We start from the raw sequence: 15,815 nt of genomic DNA on the forward strand, positions 1-15,815 counted from the left end.
GGTTGGGCGAGAGGCGGGCATTACAGGCAGGCCCGTACGCGTACACCACGGGCCCGTATCCGCCGCGCTCAGCGCGTCCGCCGCGCTCAGCGCGTCCGTATACGCGTCGCCACCCACACCCCCACCAGCGCCACCACCGCCATCGGCAGGAACACCGCGGCGAAGGCCGCCGGATGGGAACCCCCGGCGCCCGACGCGGCCGAGACGGCGTGGCCGCCCACCGCGCCGCCGCCCAGGGCCGCGAACGCCGCGCCTCCCGCGGCCAGCAGGAGCACGTTCGACAGCCCGTCGGAGATCTGGAGCGCGGCGGAGTTGGCGCCCGCCTCCTCCGGCGCCGAGAGCTTGAGCAGCAGCACGCTGGTGGAGGCGATCACGGCGCCCATGCCGAGACAGCCGAACGCCCAGGCGACCGCGACGATCCACACCGGTACGGACGCGATGAGCACGCTCGGCGCGGTCGCGATCGACAGGGCGACCAGCACCATCCCGCCCGCCATCAGCCGCTCGCGGTACGGCTCCAGGCGCGGCCTGGACTGCACGTACGAGCCGAGCGCCCAGGTCGCGCCGCCCACCGCGAGCGAGAGCCCGGCCATCGTCGGCGACAGCCCGCGCTGGGTGACGAGCATCAGCGGTACGAAGCTCTCGGCGGCGATGAAGGCGCCTGCGGCGACCCCGCGCAGCAGCACCACGGAGGGCAGCCCGCGCGCCGCGCGCCAGGTGCCGCCCGGCAGCAGTCCGAGAACGGCGGGGACGAGGAACGCGACACCGGCCAGCGCCGGGAGCAGCGAGAGCCAGCGCAGAGCCTGCCCCGCGTACTGGAGCAGCCCCGCGCCCAGCGAGATCCCGAGCGCGAGCCGGATCCGGCGCCGGTCGAACGCCGGGACGGGCCCCTCCGCATCGGCGGGCCCCGACGCCTTGCGGCGTATCGCGGGCAGCGCGAGCACCAGCGGCAGCACGACCAGGGCCGGGATGCCGATGAAGACCCAGCGCCAGCCGAGGTGTTCGGTGACGGTGCCGGAGGCGAGCGGTCCGACGACGGAGGGGATCACCCAGCTCGCGGCGAACGCGGCCATGATCGCGGGCCGCAGCCGCTCCGGGTAGGCCCGGCTGACGACGACGTAGAGCGCGACGATGACCAGCCCGCCACCGAGGCCCTGGACGGCGCGGCCGAGGATGAACAGCCACATGGTGCCCGCCGTGCCCGAGAGCAGCAGCCCGGCCCCGAAGGCGCTGATACCGGTGGCGAGCGGCGCGAGCGGCCCGCTGCGGTCGGCCCACTGGCCGGAGAGCACCATGGCGAAGAGGCTGGTGGTGAAGTACGCGGAGAAGGCGAAGGCGTACAGCGGAATCCCGTTCAGCTCCCGCGCGGCGACCGGCATCGCGGTACCGACGGCGGTCGCCTCGAAGGCGATGAGCAGGACGACGGAGACGATGCCGATACTGAGCGCCCGATGCTCGGGCCCCAGCACCCCGCCCTGCTCAGGGGCGCCGCCCTGGTCGCGGGCCGGGGACTTCCGTAGGGGGTCCGCCACGGCGGATATGTCGGCGGGAGCGACATCCGCGTCGCGTGGGTCCAGGGCGGTCATGGTCTCAGAGTAAGGGGCACAGTCCTGATTCGGCCCTGTCGTAAGGCTGATCGGATCTGGTCCCTTGGACGTACGCCGCCCCGGCCCCGTCCCCACCCTCGCCGACGGGCCCACCGTGAACGGAGTGTGGCAGTCGCGTTGCGGCCCGCCCGGACACCTTGAGCCCCGCGCACGGCGGACCTACGGTCGTGAACAGAAGTCAAGGCACGGCCGTGTGCCCGAGTGGTTCAGGGGCTCGCCTGCAAAGCGAGTTACGTGGGTTCGATTCCCGCCACGGCCTCCAGGTCCGAAAGCGGCCGCCCGGAATCGCCGGGCGGCCGCTTTCATGTCATGGGCCGTGTCCTCGGCCCACCCGCGCCCGGTCGAGGCCCGCAGGGTCTCGTGCCGTTTCCCCTCGGGCCTGCGACCGCCGACGGGCGCCTACGGGGCGCCCATCAAGATCTTTACCCGACTACGCGAATATTGGCGTTGCCACATGGACGGTCGAGGATCAGCGCTCGTACCGTCGTGTTGAAGAGCCTCAACAGGGGCCGAACACAAGGGGTTTCGTCATGGCGCGCGAGGAACTCACCCGACTTACCGGTAGCGGCAACGGGGAATGCAATCAAAACGACTGCCCCAACGTCTACCGGACCGCAAGCGGCTCCATTGTCGTTCAGGGCGACCTGTCCCATGCTTTCCAGCCCCCACAGGGAGAGGCCCTGGTAGAAATTCCGGAAGCGATTCTCAAGGAGGCTGTTCGTGCTCTTGGCTGGTGAAGCGTGGCAGCAAAGGTTCCGGGACTTCGGGAGCGAGGCGTGGCGACTTGAGACCATGCCCGCCTACAACGTCCCACAGGAAGAAGACGAGATCAGCGCCTTTCTGGCGGGTGAGCGCATCAACCCTCACACACACTCGAACGACTACACCGAAGATCTGAGAAGGGTACGGGGCGAAGGAAAGAGCAAAGGGCGCGTTCACATCGTCACCCGCCCCCTCTCCACGTACCTCCAGTACGAGTTCATGTACTACCGGCCGCACGTGTGGGCCGGCGAAGATATTCGGATCATGGACGTGACCGGACGGGATAACCCCCTGGCCGGCGTCCAAGATTTCTGGATGTTCGACAAGAAGGAAGTCGTCCTCATGCACTATGAGACGGACGGCACGCAGATCGGTCGGGAAGTGTACGAGGGTGACGTAACGCCGTACCTCGGGTATCAGCGCATCGCGTTGGCCGAGTCGGTGCCCTTTGAGGAGTACGTGAAGGGCCTTGACGTTTGATCCGGAAGAGCTAGGACAGTCCAGAGCGGACCTAGCCGACACACTCAGGACACTCCGCAAGCGAGCCGAGATCACTCAGACCCGGCTCGCTCAGCGCTGCAATATGTCTCAGACAAAGATCAGCAACATTGAGAGCTCGAAGCTGACGCCGAGCCTCGTTGACGTAGAACTGATCCTCAGAGCCTTGGATGCTCCGCCCGACCTTGTCACACGGGTAGCGGCCCTTGCTCGCACGGCGAACACCGAATGGCAGGACGTCTGGTCGCAACGTCGCACGGGGCTGGAGAAGAAGCAGAATGAGCTGGTCGGCTTCGAGCGGACCTCCAAAGAGTTTCGGTATTTCCTTCTGTCCATGGTGACTGGCCTGCTCGCGACGCCCGAATATGTGAGGGCGAGCCTTGCCCACATCCCCGGAGACCACGGAAAGACGATCACCAAGAAGCTGGAACGACAATCAATTCTTTACGACGCGTCGAAGCGTTTCACGTTCATCCTGACCGAACAGGCTGTCAGATGGCCGTTTCTCCCCGCACCGGCCATGGCCATGCAGATGGACCGGCTTGCATCGATCAGCTTGCTGCCGAATGTCCGACTCGGGGTCATCGCTCTGGACAGCCATATACCGGTGGCCCCATTGAATACCTTCACCGTCTATGACACTCGGATAGCCACAGTGGAGACACAGACGGGAGCGATGGTTTTTCGAGACCACCGAGACGTCTCCGCATATCTTGATGAGTTCTCCGTGTTCGAACGCTACTCCTTGTTCGGAGAGCGATGCCGTGAAAAATTGTCCGAGTGGGCCGACACATGCCGCTCATGATTCTTACCCGACAACAGGAATACTGACCGGAAGGCCCGTCAGCTGCCTTTATCTTTGATTCCGGTCAAGGAGTCTCGGAGGGGCAGATATGGGCGGCGGCTGAAATCGTCGCCGGCAAGCTTGAGGCTCACGAGAAGGGCGGTCCCGGTTCGAGGCGACCGTCCACTGAAGAAGCTCCCGCCCCGGCGGTGGAAACCCTGGACAGGTCGAGCGCCAGGGCGGGTGACCAGCCCGCGGAGATGACTCTCCGCGGCCACGGGCCATGCCATCGACAGTACGGCGGCATGGCCTCTCGCGAAAGAGGAGGTTCGTGGATGAGCGTTGCTGCCGTCGACAGGTACGAGACGCGCACACCCGACGCTGGAGGGTGGCGCGGAGTCCCCTTCAAGCACCCCGGTGACATGGAGGTAACCGCCGAGGCGGACAGCGGGAAGCATGACGGAGGCCCCATGCCCCCTGAGGCCCCCCGAGAGCCCGCCCCGCAAGGCGGCGAGGGCAAGTAGCCTCCGTGGCCGACTGAACGGCCCCTGTCGTACGCCGATCTCGTGGCGGACGGCAGGGGCACCCCCGTGTGCGGCGTTGACCATCCTGGGAGTTGGTCCGGCGCCCGCCGGCCGACCGCCGAGCCCGCGCCGGTCCTCAGGTGCCCGGGGGCGGCGCCGCCACCGCTGCCTGGGGGCGGATCGGGAGGCGGCTGATGGGGCGGCCCGTGGCCGCGCGGACGGCTGAGGCGACCGCCGCCGGGGAGGTGACCACCGGGGCCGCGCTCGCGGGCTTGGCGCCGAAGGGGGCCACCACGTCGCGCTCCTCGACCAGCTTGACGATACGGATGTCCGGGGCGTCCAGGGATGTCGGGAGCGCGTACCCCGTGAGGTCGGGGCGGCGGACCAGACCTCGGGTCGTGCGGAGGTTCTCCGTCAGGGCCGTGCCGATGCCCTGGGTGACGCCCGCCTCGATACGGGTGGCCAGCTGCGCCGGGTTGAGGACGCGCCCGACGTCCTGGGCCACGGCCATCTCGACGACCCGGACCGAGCCCAGCTCGATGTCGACGTCCACGACCGCGCGGATCGCGCAGAAGGCCAGGCCCACGAAGGCGTCGCCCTGTCCCGAGGCGTCGAGGGGTTCGGTGGGGTGGGGGCGGCACTGCGCCGTCGCCCAGAGTTCCTTGCCGTCCATCGCCTCGGTGACCGTCGTGGACAGCACACCGTCGTACGAGGTGATCTTGCCGTCCGTGATCTGGAGCAGTTCGGTGGACATCCCGAACTTGTGGGCCAGCGGCTGGAGCAGCTGCGTGCGGACCATCTTCGCCGCCCGCTCGACCGCGCCGCCCGAGACCCAGGTGTGCCGGCCGTGGGCGGCCGGTCCCGCCGGGGGCTGGTCCGTGTCGACCGGGGCGACATGGACCTCCTCGATGCCCAGCGTCTCCTGCACGATCTGCCGGGCGAGGGTGGCGAAGCCCTGGCCGGTCTCGACGGCCGCGCAGATGACCGTGGCGACGCCGTCGTGGACCTTGACGGTGGCCGTGGAGACCTCGTCCGCGCCCTCCGCGCCGAGCATATGGACCATGCCGAGCGCGTAGCCGACACCCCGGCGCACGGCCCCCGGCTCGCCCGCGCCCTCGGGGCCGCCGGGCAGCAGCCAGGCCGCCTCGGGGGTGTCCTTGGGGAGCGGGGGCAGCGGGAAGTCGCGTACGGAACGGAGCAGTTCGGCCACGGGCGCCGGGCAGGTCACCGTCTGGCTGGTGGGCAGGATGTCGCCGGTGGCCAGCACGTTGCGCAGGCGCAGCTCGGCCGGTTCCACGCCCAGCTTGGCGGCCAGCTTGTCCATCTGGCCCTCGTACGCCGCGCACACCTGCATCGCGCCCTCGCCCCGTACATGTCCGGAGGGCGGGTTGTTGGTGCGTACGGCCCAGCCCTCGATGAAGGCGTGCGGGACGACGTACGGGCCGCAGGCGAAGGCGACCGCCGCCGCCAGGGACTCGGACGAGGCGTCCGCGTACGCGCCCGCGTCCAGCAGGATCTGGGCCTCGACCTTGACGAGCCGGCCCTCGGCGTCCGCGTGGTGGCGGTAGCGCAGCAGCGTCGGGTGGCGGTGGGCGTGGCCGAGGAACGACTCCTCGCGGGTCGCGGCGAGTTTGACCGGGCAGCCGGTGCGCAGCGCGAGCAGGCCGAGGGGGATCTGGAAGCCCGGGTCCTCGCGGTCGCCGGTGGCGCCGGGCACGCCGGTGACGACGACCTTCACCCGGTCCGGGTCCAGGCCGAAGCACGCGGCGGCCAGATCGCGGTCGGTGTGCGGATCGGTGGAGGCGGTGTAGATCTCGACGCCGCCGTCGGGCCGCGGTACGGCGAGACCCGCCTCGGCGCCGATGGGCGCCGGGTCCTGGCGGCCGATGCGGTACAGCCCCTCCACCACGACCTCGCCGGTGATGTCCGGGTCGCCGTAGCGCAGCGGGATATGGCGGATCAGATTGCCGTCGGGGTGCAGCGGCTCGGCGGCGAACGCCTTCTCGGGGTCGGTCACCGGGTCGAGCACCTCGTACTCGACGGCGATGGCGGCGGCGGCGAGCCGGGCCGTGTCGGGGTGGTCGGCGGCAACGGCGGCGATCGCCTCGCCGTGGTGGCGTACGACCTCCGAGGCGAAGACGGGGCGGTCGGCGATCCGTCTGCCGTACGCCGAGTCGCCCGGGACGTCCTCGTGCGTGACGACGGCGCGCACGCCCGGCATCTCGGCGGCCGCGGCGGTGTCGATCGAGACGATACGGGCGTGCGGGTGCGGCGAGCGCAGGATCGCCGCCCACAGCAGGCCCTCGGCCCACAGGTCGGCGGCGTACGGGAACGTGCCCTCGGTCTTCGCGCGCGCGTCGGCCGGAAGGAGGGATGCGCCGAGGCCGTGCGCGGGAGGCTCCTGCTGGGGGCCGTCGAGCGTCGGGGTCCCGGTGGCCGCGTCGTTGCTCACGCCATGCCTCCGTCGGGCGAGTGCGGGTGCGAGTTGCTGTGCGGAGTGTGCGGGGTGTGCGGGGCGTGCGGGTTGCTGTGCGGGTTCGCGTGCGGGGGCTGGACGCCGCCGGCCCCGGGGGGTGCCTGATGCGGGATGCGGGCTTCCTCGGTGGCCGCGGCGGCGGCCTCCGCGCTCGCCCTGCGCCCGGCGACGACCTCGCTCACGGCGTCGAGCACACCGCGGTAGCCCGAGCAGCGGCAGAGGTTGCCGCAGAGCGCCTGGCGGGTCTCCAGCTCGGTGGGGGCGTGGTTGCCCTCCAGGAGGTCGTGGACGGTCATGGCCATACCGGGGACGCAGAACCCGCACTGCACCGCTCCGCACTTCGCCAGCGCCCGCTGGACGTCGGAGGGTTCGCCGTCGGCGGCCAGCCCCTCGACGGTACGGACCTCGGATCCGGCGGCGGTGGCGGCGGGGACGAGGCAGGAGGCGACGAGCCGGCCGTCGACCTGGACGTTGCAGGCGCCGCATTCGCCCTGGGAGCAGCCGTCCTTGGCGCCCGCGAGGCCGAGGCGCTCGCGCAGCACGTACAGGAGCGACTCGCCGATCCAGGCGTCCGTGACGGGACGGTCGGCGCCGTTGACGCGCAGGACGTAGGAGCCGGAGGGGTGTTCGGCGCTGTCGTTGCTGCTGGTGAGCACCGCCGGCTCGGGCTCGGGCCCGGCCTCCGGCGCGGGCTCGGATTCCGCCGCCGGCTCCGGCGCGGCCTCCGCCACGGGCTCAACGGCGTGTTCAGCGGCGTGCTCGGGCTCCGCCGGGATCTCGGGAGCGGCCACGGAAGCGGCTTCGTGGACCGCCTCGGGCACGGTCCCCGGGCCGGGCTCGTGCGCGAGGTCCGGTACGGCGTCCGGCAGGGCGGCGGACGGCTCGGGCTCGACGGCCACCGGAGCCATCGGTGCCGCCGGAGCCACCGGAGCCGCTTCCGTGGCCGCCGAAGCCTCCGGGACCCCCGGTGCCTCGACGCCCTCAGGGGCGGTGAATCCCCCGGCGTCTCCTGCGGGAGATGCCGGTTCCGTCGCCCATGGCGCGGCGGCGCCGCCCGGCAGCGTCGCCGGCGGGCTGCCGCCGTTCCACTGGGCCGCCAGCACCGACTTGCTGAACTCGCCCGATTCATCCGGAAGATCACCCTGGGCGATCGGGATCGTCCACTGACCGGTCAGCTCCGATCCGCCGGTGGCGTCCCCCGGCGCGGCCTGTCCCGCGCCCGCGCCCGCGACCGCCCCGGCGTCGGCGCCGTTACCCGCGTCCGCGCCCGTGGTGTCGAAGGTCCAGTGGCCCGTCGCCTGCGGGTCGTAGCCACCGCCGGGCCCGTAGCCGCCGTGGCCGTAACCGCCCTGCGCGTACCCGCCCTGGACATAACCGCCCTGGGCGTAGGGCGCGTGGTCCTGTGCCCCGCCGACCTGCCCGGCGGCCGGCCAGTGCACCTCGCCCTGGGCATCGGCCGCCGACGGGTCCACCGGTGTCGGCGGCACGATCTGCGGCGGTACGTATCCGTGCCCCGGCGCGGCCAGCGGCGCGTCGAAGGTGTCCTCCGGGGGCAGGTGCACGAAGGCGGTCGACTCGCCGTCGTACTCCCCTCCCTGCGGGACCGGCTGCCAGCCGCCCTGGTCCCCGGAGCCGGCAGCGGAGTTCTCGTTGGTGGTCACGACAGCGCCCTCCCCAGTGCCCGTCGGGCCAGCGCGGCGACGGTACGCCGCAGATGCAGTACGGCGGGTGACGGCGGTGGCGCTTCGCCCCCGTCGTCCGGCGCCGGCGGGTCCGGGATACAGGCCGCGGCGACGTACTCGCCGAAGGCGGCGAGCGCCTCCTGCGCGAGCCCCCGCGCGCCGTCCCAGTCGATCAGTGAGGCGATCCAGCGCTCCGCCTCCAGCGGGCGCAGCGGCATCGGGGCGATCGCGCCGACCGCGCACCGCACCCCGCGCCGCGCCGGGTCGAGCACGACGGCCACGGACGCCGTGGCCCTGCCGGGTCCGGTCCGTCCCGTCGCCTTGAGGAAGACCTGCGGGGCGTGCAGCAGGGGCACCCGCACGAAGCCGATGAGTTCGGCGGGCGCGAGCATCTCGCGGCCGGCCAGCAGATGCGAGACGGGGATCTCACGGCGCGCGCCGCCGGGCCCTCCGACCACCAGATCGGCCTCCAGCGCGGCGAGTACGGGCAGCGCGTCGCCGGTCGGGGCCGCGGTGGCGATATTGCCGCCGAGCGTCCCGGCGTTACGGATCTGGGGCGGGCCCGCCGCGCGCGCGGACGCGGCGAGCGCGGGGATGAGGGCCGCGAAGTCCGGTCTGCCCATGCGCGCGTGGGTGAGACCGGCGCCGAGCAGGGCGTGACCGTCCTGGTAGTGCCAGCCGCGCAGCTCGCTGATCCGGCCGAGGCCGACGAGTCCCGCGGGCCGCAGCTGGCCCTTGTTGACGGCCGCCATGAGATCGGTTCCACCCGCGACGGGCACGGCTGCGGGCATCGCGGTGAGCGCCGCCACGGCCTCGTCCAGCGTGGCCGGCAGCGTCACGAACTGCGCCGTCTGCGGTGCGTGCGTGGTCAACCCAGCTGCCCCTTTCCGGTGTCCCGGTGTCCCGCCCGTGTTGCCGTACCGTACGTGCTCACAGACCGGACGTGGCAACTCTGGCACATCTTCCGGTCCGCCCGACGCGAGGGTCCGCGAAGGACGTATCCGTCCCCCACCAGGGGGAAGGTCCGGTTTCGCACCTCTTCGCCGTCACATACGGAATGCCACTCTTCAGCGGTCGTTGTGCGACTTGTCCTGACGGACTGCTTATCCTTACGGACTACCACGGTCGCAGGGACACCGGCTCGGGGCGGCCATCTCCCGGTGGGCTCACACGTTTGGGGGCGCCCCCTCGATCGGGCGGCCGAGCACGCCGGGGCGGCGCTGCCAGGGCAACGGCCCGCCGGGCGGGCGGTATTCGACCCCGAGCGCGTCAAGGCGCCGGTAGTGCTCGGCCATGCGCTGCTCGAAGTCGGCGAAATCACGTTCGGCGGGGGCGGGAAGATCCGACCAGGCGACTTCGGCGAAGGCGGCGAGCCGAGGGAAGACCTGGTAGTCGACGCGGGAGCTGTCCTGCATCACCTCGGTCCAGACATTGGCCTGGGTGCCGAGGACATGGGCCGCCTCCTCCTCGGTGAGCTGGGGAGGCAGCGGCTCGAAGCGGTAGACGTCCTCCAGGGTGCGTACGTACCCGATGGGCATCGGCTCGTCGTCGCCCGCCGCCTGACGGTGGTCCAGATACACCTGCTGCTCGGGGCACATGACGACGTCGTGGCCCGCCTTCGCGGCGGCGATCCCGCCCGCGTATCCGCGCCAGGACGACACGGCGGCGCCCGGCGCGAGCCCGCCTTCCAGGATCTCGTCCCAGCCGATCAGCCGCCGGCCGCGCTCGGCGAGCCAGCGGTCGAAGTGCCGGATGAACCAGGACTGGAGGCCGTCCTCGTCGGTCAGACCGAGCCGCGCGATCGTGGCCTGGGCCGCCGGTGACGCCTTCCACTGGTCCTTGAGGCACTCGTCCCCGCCGACGTGGATGAAGGTCGAGGGGAAGAGTGCGAGCACTTCCTCGAAGACGTCCTCGTAGAACCGCAGGGTGTTGTCAGTGGGGGCGAGTACGTTTGCGTTAATGCCCCAGGTGTCCCAGACGGTGAGGGAGGTCGTGTCGATGACATCGGTGTTGCCGAGTTCCGGATACGCGGCGATGGCGGCCTGCGAATGTCCCGGGATTTCGATCTCGGGGACGACGGTGATATGCAGCTCGGCGGCGTACGCGACGATCTCGCGGATGTCGTCCTGGGTGTAGTAACCGCCGTGCGGCTTCTCCTCCCAGAGCTCGGAGGCGCGGTGGCCCCATTTGGTGCGCGGTCGCCAGGAGCCGACTTCCGTCAGTCTCGGATGCTTCTTGATCTCGACGCGCCAGCCCTGGTCGTCGGTGAGATGGAAGTGGAAGACATTCAGCTTGTGGGCGGCGAGCAGGTCCAGATAGCGCAGGACGCCGTCCTTGGGCATGAAGTGGCGTGCCACGTCGAGCATCAGCCCGCGCCAGCCGAAGCGGGGCGCGTCCTCGATGAGGGTCATCGGTACGGACCACTCGCGCGCGGGGTCGAGCGGGGCCCTGCGGTACGCGTCGGGCCCGAGCAGCTGCCGGAGGGTCCCCGCGCCCCAGAAGACCCCGGCCGCGGCCCCGCCCTCGATACGGATCGCCTCCGCGTCGACGCTGATCCGGTACCCCTCGGGGCCCAGTTCGCGCGCGATGTCCGGACTGATCCCCAGCACGATCCGGTTGTCGTCGGCGCCGACGACACCGGAGTCGTCCGGGAAGGGCAGCCCCGTCGCGGCTCCGACGGTGGTGCGGAACCATCGCGCCACGCCCTCCGTACCGGGCTCCGCCACGATCACCGTCGCGTCGTCGAGCGGGAAGACACCCGCTCCCGGATGCGTCGGCCAGGCACGCCTGGGGTCCGGGATCAGATCCATGAAGTCCACCTCTAATCCTTGACGGCGCCGCCGAGTCCGGAGACCAGGCGCCGTTGTACGAGCACAAAGAAAACCAGCACGGGAACGGTCATCACCGTAGACGCGGCCATGATCCCGCCCCAGTCGTTCTCGTCCGGTTTGAAGAAGACCAGCAGCGCCATCGGAAGGGTCGACTGGGAGGTGTCGCTGATGATGAAGGACTTGGCGAAGAGGAAGTCGTTCCAGGTCGAGATGAAGGAGAAGACACTCGTCGCGACAAGCCCGGGGAAGACCAGCGGGAAAAGGATCTGCCACAGGAACCGGGTACGGCTCGCGCCGTCGATGTAGGCGGCCTCCTCCAGCGCCTCGGGTACGGCCTTGACGAATCCGCGCAGCATCCAGACGGCGAACGGAAGCGAGAAGGCGAGATGCGGCAGGACGAGCGAGCCGAGCGTATTGAGCAGCCCCGCGTCCCGCATCAGGAAGAACAGCGGGATGGCCAGCGCCTCGATCGGCACCATCTGCGCGACGAGGAACATGATCAGGAGGGTCGTACGGAATCGGAAACGGAACCGGGTGACGGCCGTCGCGGCCAGAAACGCGATCAGCGCGGAGGCGATCACGACCGTTCCGGCGACCGCCAGGCTGTTGAGGAAGTACCGCCCGAATTCCTGCTGTTCGAAGACCCGGCGGAACGAGTCGAGCGACGGCGAGAGTGTCCAGGGACGGGCTTCCGTGGACTGGATCTCACCGGCCGGTTTGAACGCGGACAGGACCATCCAGTACAGCGGAAAGGCCACGATCACGGCGATGACGAGGGCCGATGCCTCGGCCAGCAGCCGCCAGGGGCGGCGAATACCGAGCAGGTTCACAGTTCTTCTCCCCGGCGTCGGATCAGTCGCAGATAGACGAGCGTGACCGCCAGCAGAATCAGCAGCATGACCACGCCGATCGCCGAGCCCAGGCTGTACTGCGAGGACGCGAAGGCCTTCTGATAGGCGTAGACATTGAGCACGAGATTCTGGCCCGCGATTCCGCCGCCGTTCGTCATCACATAGATCTGGGTGAAGACCTTGAAGTCCCAGATGATCGACTGGATGGTGACGACCACCAGGATCGGCCGCAGCATGGGCGCGGTGATCGACCGCCAGATCCGCCACTGCGAGGCACCGTCCAGCGAGGCGGCCTCAAGCACCTCGCCGGGGATGGCCTTGATGCCCGCGTAGACGGTCACCATCACGAACGGGAACGAGCACCACACCACTTCGAACAGGACGAGCGCGAAGGCGCTGTAGCGGCCGTACGTCCAGGAGAAGTCGCCGAGCCCCAGCAGCCGGTTGACGGGTCCGTAGTCCGGGTCGAAGAGGAACACCCAGACCGTGGAGCCGGTGATCGCCGGGGTGGCCCAGGCGCCGAGCGCGGCGAGCATCAGCGCGAGCCGGGGTGCGGCCCGTACGCGCGTCAGCAGGACGGCGAGCGCGCAGCCGACCGCCAGGGTGGCGACGACACACGCCGCGGCGAACAGCACGGTCGCCAGCAGCACCTGCCAGAACTGGCTGTCGCCGAACAGCGCGGTGTAGTTGCCGAAGCCCTTGAAGGTGGTCGGTTCCCCGCCGCTGACCTGCGCCTGGGTGTACTCCAGGAAGGAGATCAGGCCGAGTTGGTAGATCGGGTAGACCAGCAGCCCGCCGAGGACGACGAGCGCGGGCGCGAGATAGAGCCAGGGGGTCCAGCCGGCCCGGCCGGCCCGGCGGGGGTTCCGCCGGGCCTTCCTGGGCGCCTGCCGGGCCTCGGGTACGGGCCCCGGGACCCCGGTGGCCTTACGGCCGGAGTCGATCCGGCCGGCGTCGGTCGTCATGGCGCTCAGCCCGCGGACGAGAACGCCGCGTCCATCTTCTTCGCCGCGTCGTCCGACGCGGCGGCGACGTCCTTACGGCCGCTGACGATCTCCTGGAACATCGTCGGCAGGATGAGCGAGGAGTCGATCTGCGCCCAGCCCGGCGACGCGGGGACGAACTTGGCGCCCGCGCCGAGGGTCTTGACGAAGGGCTCGATGAACGGCTGCTTCTTCGCCGAGTCGGCCAGTACGTCCTTGTACGTCGGCAGGAAGCCCATCGCGTCGAACAGCTTGGCCTGGGTCTCCTTGCCGGTGAACGACTTCATCAGGTCGACGGCGAGCGTGCGGCGCGGGCTGCTCTTCAGTACGCCGATGTTGTTGCCGCCCGCGAAGGCCGGCGCGATCGAGCCCGCCTCGACCCCGGGCAGCGGCACGACCGCGTACTTGCCCTTCACGGTGCCCGCCTCGACGGCCTGGTGGCTGAAGTCGCCGCCGATCGCCATCGCGGCCTTCCCGGACGCGAAGGCGGTCACCGTCGCGTTGCCGCCCATCGAGGCGCACTTGGCGGCCGGACAGTTGTCGTCGCCGAAGAGGGAGGTGTACGCCTCGATGCCCTTGCGGGCGGCCGGGCTGTTGACGGCGGACTTGTACGTACCGCCGCTCTCCTCGGCCAGTTCGCCGCCGTTCGCCCACAGGAACGGCATCGCGCCGTAGGTGTACGCGCCGCCGACCGCGAGCCCGTACAGCTCCGGCTTCGCCTTGTGGACCTTCTTGGCCGTGGAGATCAGCTCCGCCTGGGACTTGGGGGCGTCGATCCCCAACTCCTCGAAGACATCGGTGCGGTAGTAGAGCGCGCGGACGCCGACGAAGAGGGGCGCTCCGTAGATCTTGCCGTCGACCGTGACGGACTGCCGGGCCGTCGGGTCGGTGTCCTTGGCCTCGTCCCAGGCGTCGAACTCCTTCGTGACGTCGGCGAGTCCACCGTCCTTGACGTAGCCGGCCGTGTCGGTGTTGCCGTACTCGATCAGGTCCGGGGCGCTCTTCGGGTCGTTGAAGGCGGCCTTGATGCGCTGGGCGCGGGTCTCGACCGGGATGTACTCGATCTCGACCTTCGTCCCCTCGTGCTCCTTGCCGAAGGCGGCGACGGCGGCGTCGACGACCTCCTCCTTGGGCTTGTTGTTGACCTCCTGGAAGAGCCAGACGCGCAGCGTGCCGCTCTTCTCGTCCTTCGTCGAGCTGGTGTCGGAGGTCTGGGGGGCGCAGGCGGTGGCGGTGAGGCCGGTGAGCGCGAGCGCCGCGACCGGGACGGCAATGCGAGAGGAAAGCTTCATCCGGGATCCCTACGGGTCGGCGTTGCAGCATGCGCAACGTACGTTTCGTGCTGCACAACTCGCAGGAGATTAAGCGCGGCTGGAAGTCGCCGACAAGTGGTCTCAACCAATCTGTGACGCGAAGCCCCGGCGAAGCCCCGGCGAAGCCCCGACGAAGCCCCCCGGGCGGCCCTCGCGCGACACCCGCACGGAACCCCCGTACGGCACCCGCGCACGACAACGCGAGACGGCCTCCGGGGTGCGCGTGTGCACGCGCGCCCCGGAGGCCGTCTGCCGACAGTGGACCAGCGGTCGCTACTTCTTGCCGCTGTCCTTGCCCTTGCCCTTGTCCTTGCCCTTGTCCCCGCCGGGACCCATGGACTCGTAGATCTCCTTGCACATCGGACAGACCGGGTACTTCTTGGGGTCGCGCCCCGGCACCCAGACCTTTCCGCACAGTGCGACCACGGGAGTGCCGTCGAGGGCACTCGCCATGATCTTGTCCTTCTGGACGTAGTGGGCGAAGCGCTCGTGGTCGCCGTCGCCGTGCGACACCTGTGGTGTCGGCTCCACGAGGGTGCCCGTACCTGCCCCGCGCTCGGGCTCAAGAGTGCTCATAGCAGCCAAGGGTACCCACGCCCGGGGCATCCCGGAGGCTCCGGGTCCGTGCACTCCGGAGCCATACGCTCACGCATCGCGCCGACACGCCGACGACACGCCGGGCGACGACCACCGGGGCGATCGGCGCGCCGAGGGCCGGGCCGACGGCGGAACGGGACACCGAGGGATCGACCGCGGCACGGGCAGGACCGGCCGGCCGGTCAGTTGAGGGAGGGATCGTCCGGATATGTCGCGACCATGGCCAGCTCGCCGCGCTGTCTGCGCAGCACCGCGCGCCACAGGCTCTCCGGTCTCGGCGACGACACATCGCCCGGCTCCGACTCCACGACGTACCACGCCCCTTCGCCCAGCTCCTCCTCCAGCTGACCGGGGCCCCAGCCCGCGTATCCCGCGAAGATCCGCAGCGAGCCGAGCGCCCGCGCGAGCAGTTCGGGCGGGGTCTCCAGATCGACGAGGCCGATCGCCCCGTACACCCTGCGCCACCCCAACGGCCCCTCGTCGCCCGGGATCACGGCGAGGCCGAGGGCCGAGTCCAGGGAGACGGGCCCGCCCTGGAAGACCACACCGGGGTCGCCCGCCAGCTCCCCCCAGGACTCCAGGATGTCCGCGACGCCCACGGGCGTGGGCCTGTTGAGGACCACGCCGAGCGAGCCCTCCTCGTCGTGGTCGAGGAGCAGCACCACCGCGCGGTCGAAATTCGGGTCGGCCAGGGCGGGAGTCGCGACAAGCAGCCGCCCTGTGAGCGAGGACACCTCGGTCATGCGAGACATGATCCCGCATATTCGGGGTTCGCGGGGCGCGCCCGGCACAGTGCGCGTGAACGCAGCTCAGAACACCCGGCGGCGACGGGAGCACGCGGTTGCCCGGAAATCGACATGGTGACCCTCCGCGAGGAGTCCGGGACGGTACGTGTCGAGTCGCTTCA

Annotated in this window: 13 protein-coding genes and 1 tRNA gene; 4 read left to right on the top strand and 10 right to left on the bottom strand. The window is 70.4% G+C overall.

The genetic code is table 11. The annotated features are described in order from the left end of the window. Positions 1–86 precede the first annotated feature (86 nt). Positions 87–1,586: an MFS transporter gene (locus tag M1203_RS32095; protein ID WP_249953347.1), complete on the bottom strand. Its 1,500-nt coding sequence runs from the start codon at positions 1,584–1,586 to the stop codon at positions 87–89. A 208-nt stretch (positions 1,587–1,794) separates the two neighbouring features. Here M1203_RS32095 and M1203_RS32100 point away from each other — a divergent pair. From M1203_RS32100 to M1203_RS32115, 4 genes are all read left to right on the top strand, one after another. Then, positions 1,795–1,869: transfer RNA gene (locus M1203_RS32100), tRNA-Cys, on the top strand. Between the two features lie 268 nt (positions 1,870–2,137). Beyond that, on the top strand, positions 2,138–2,344 hold the full coding sequence (locus M1203_RS32105; protein WP_249953348.1) for a hypothetical protein: 207 nt from the start codon (positions 2,138–2,140) through the stop codon (positions 2,342–2,344). Further along, a complete protein-coding gene (locus tag M1203_RS32110; protein ID WP_249953349.1) occupies positions 2,328–2,849 on the top strand; it encodes a DUF6879 family protein in 522 nt (173 codons plus the stop codon). The genes M1203_RS32105 and M1203_RS32110 overlap by 17 nt, the downstream gene beginning before the upstream one ends. Further along, positions 2,839–3,672, top strand: a complete 834-nt coding sequence (locus M1203_RS32115) for a helix-turn-helix transcriptional regulator (RefSeq protein ID WP_249953350.1) — start codon at positions 2,839–2,841, stop codon at positions 3,670–3,672. Before M1203_RS32110 ends, M1203_RS32115 begins: the two co-directional genes overlap by 11 nt. Positions 3,673–4,311: 639 nt before the next feature. On the opposite strand, the gene M1203_RS32120 is transcribed toward M1203_RS32115, so the two are convergent. The 9 genes from M1203_RS32120 to M1203_RS32160 form a co-directional block, all read right to left on the bottom strand. Then, on the bottom strand, positions 4,312–6,627 hold the full coding sequence (locus M1203_RS32120) for a molybdopterin cofactor-binding domain-containing protein (RefSeq protein ID WP_249953351.1): 2,316 nt from the start codon (positions 6,625–6,627) through the stop codon (positions 4,312–4,314). Then, a complete protein-coding gene (locus tag M1203_RS32125; protein ID WP_249953352.1) occupies positions 6,624–8,312 on the bottom strand; it encodes a (2Fe-2S)-binding protein in 1,689 nt (562 codons plus the stop codon). The genes M1203_RS32120 and M1203_RS32125 overlap by 4 nt, the downstream gene beginning before the upstream one ends. Next, a complete protein-coding gene (locus M1203_RS32130) occupies positions 8,309–9,205 on the bottom strand; it encodes a xanthine dehydrogenase family protein subunit M (RefSeq protein ID WP_249953353.1) in 897 nt (298 codons plus the stop codon). The genes M1203_RS32125 and M1203_RS32130 overlap by 4 nt, the downstream gene beginning before the upstream one ends. A gap of 294 nt (positions 9,206–9,499) precedes the next feature. Beyond that, entirely contained in the window at positions 9,500–11,143 is a 1,644-nt protein-coding gene (locus M1203_RS32135; RefSeq protein ID WP_249953354.1) for a beta-N-acetylhexosaminidase, read from the bottom strand. Between the two features lie 11 nt (positions 11,144–11,154). Further along, positions 11,155–11,988: a carbohydrate ABC transporter permease gene (locus tag M1203_RS32140; RefSeq protein WP_206300598.1), complete on the bottom strand. Its 834-nt coding sequence runs from the start codon at positions 11,986–11,988 to the stop codon at positions 11,155–11,157. A 2-nt stretch (positions 11,989–11,990) separates the two neighbouring features. Then, positions 11,991–12,980, bottom strand: coding sequence for a carbohydrate ABC transporter permease (locus M1203_RS32145; RefSeq protein ID WP_374404507.1), 990 nt, complete (start codon positions 12,978–12,980; stop codon positions 11,991–11,993). Positions 12,981–12,985: 5 nt separating this feature from the next. Beyond that, positions 12,986–14,290, bottom strand: coding sequence for an extracellular solute-binding protein (locus M1203_RS32150; RefSeq protein WP_249953355.1), 1,305 nt, complete (start codon positions 14,288–14,290; stop codon positions 12,986–12,988). Between the two features lie 294 nt (positions 14,291–14,584). Further along, positions 14,585–14,887, bottom strand: coding sequence for a DUF3039 domain-containing protein (locus tag M1203_RS32155; protein WP_249953356.1), 303 nt, complete (start codon positions 14,885–14,887; stop codon positions 14,585–14,587). A gap of 203 nt (positions 14,888–15,090) precedes the next feature. Then, on the bottom strand, positions 15,091–15,651 hold the full coding sequence (locus M1203_RS32160; RefSeq protein WP_249953357.1) for a YqgE/AlgH family protein: 561 nt from the start codon (positions 15,649–15,651) through the stop codon (positions 15,091–15,093). Positions 15,652–15,815 lie beyond the last annotated feature (164 nt).

It is taken from the genome of Streptomyces sp. 35G-GA-8 (assembly GCF_023534745.1).
Taxonomy (GTDB): Bacteria; Actinomycetota; Actinomycetes; order Streptomycetales; family Streptomycetaceae; genus Streptomyces.

Excerpts from the sequence above, each read along its gene's own strand:
- M1203_RS32095 (WP_249953347.1), bottom strand. The coding sequence starts at position 1,586 with ATGACCGCCCTGGACCCACGCGACGCGGATGTCGCTCCCGCCGACATA.
- M1203_RS32105 (WP_249953348.1), top strand. The coding sequence starts at position 2,138 with ATGGCGCGCGAGGAACTCACCCGACTTACCGGTAGCGGCAACGGGGAA.
- M1203_RS32135 (WP_249953354.1), bottom strand. The coding sequence starts at position 11,143 with ATGGATCTGATCCCGGACCCCAGGCGTGCCTGGCCGACGCATCCGGGA.
- M1203_RS32145 (WP_374404507.1), bottom strand. The coding sequence starts at position 12,980 with ATGACGACCGACGCCGGCCGGATCGACTCCGGCCGTAAGGCCACCGGG.
- M1203_RS32150 (WP_249953355.1), bottom strand. The coding sequence starts at position 14,290 with ATGAAGCTTTCCTCTCGCATTGCCGTCCCGGTCGCGGCGCTCGCGCTC.
- M1203_RS32155 (WP_249953356.1), bottom strand. The coding sequence starts at position 14,887 with ATGAGCACTCTTGAGCCCGAGCGCGGGGCAGGTACGGGCACCCTCGTG.
- M1203_RS32160 (WP_249953357.1), bottom strand. The coding sequence starts at position 15,651 with ATGACCGAGGTGTCCTCGCTCACAGGGCGGCTGCTTGTCGCGACTCCC.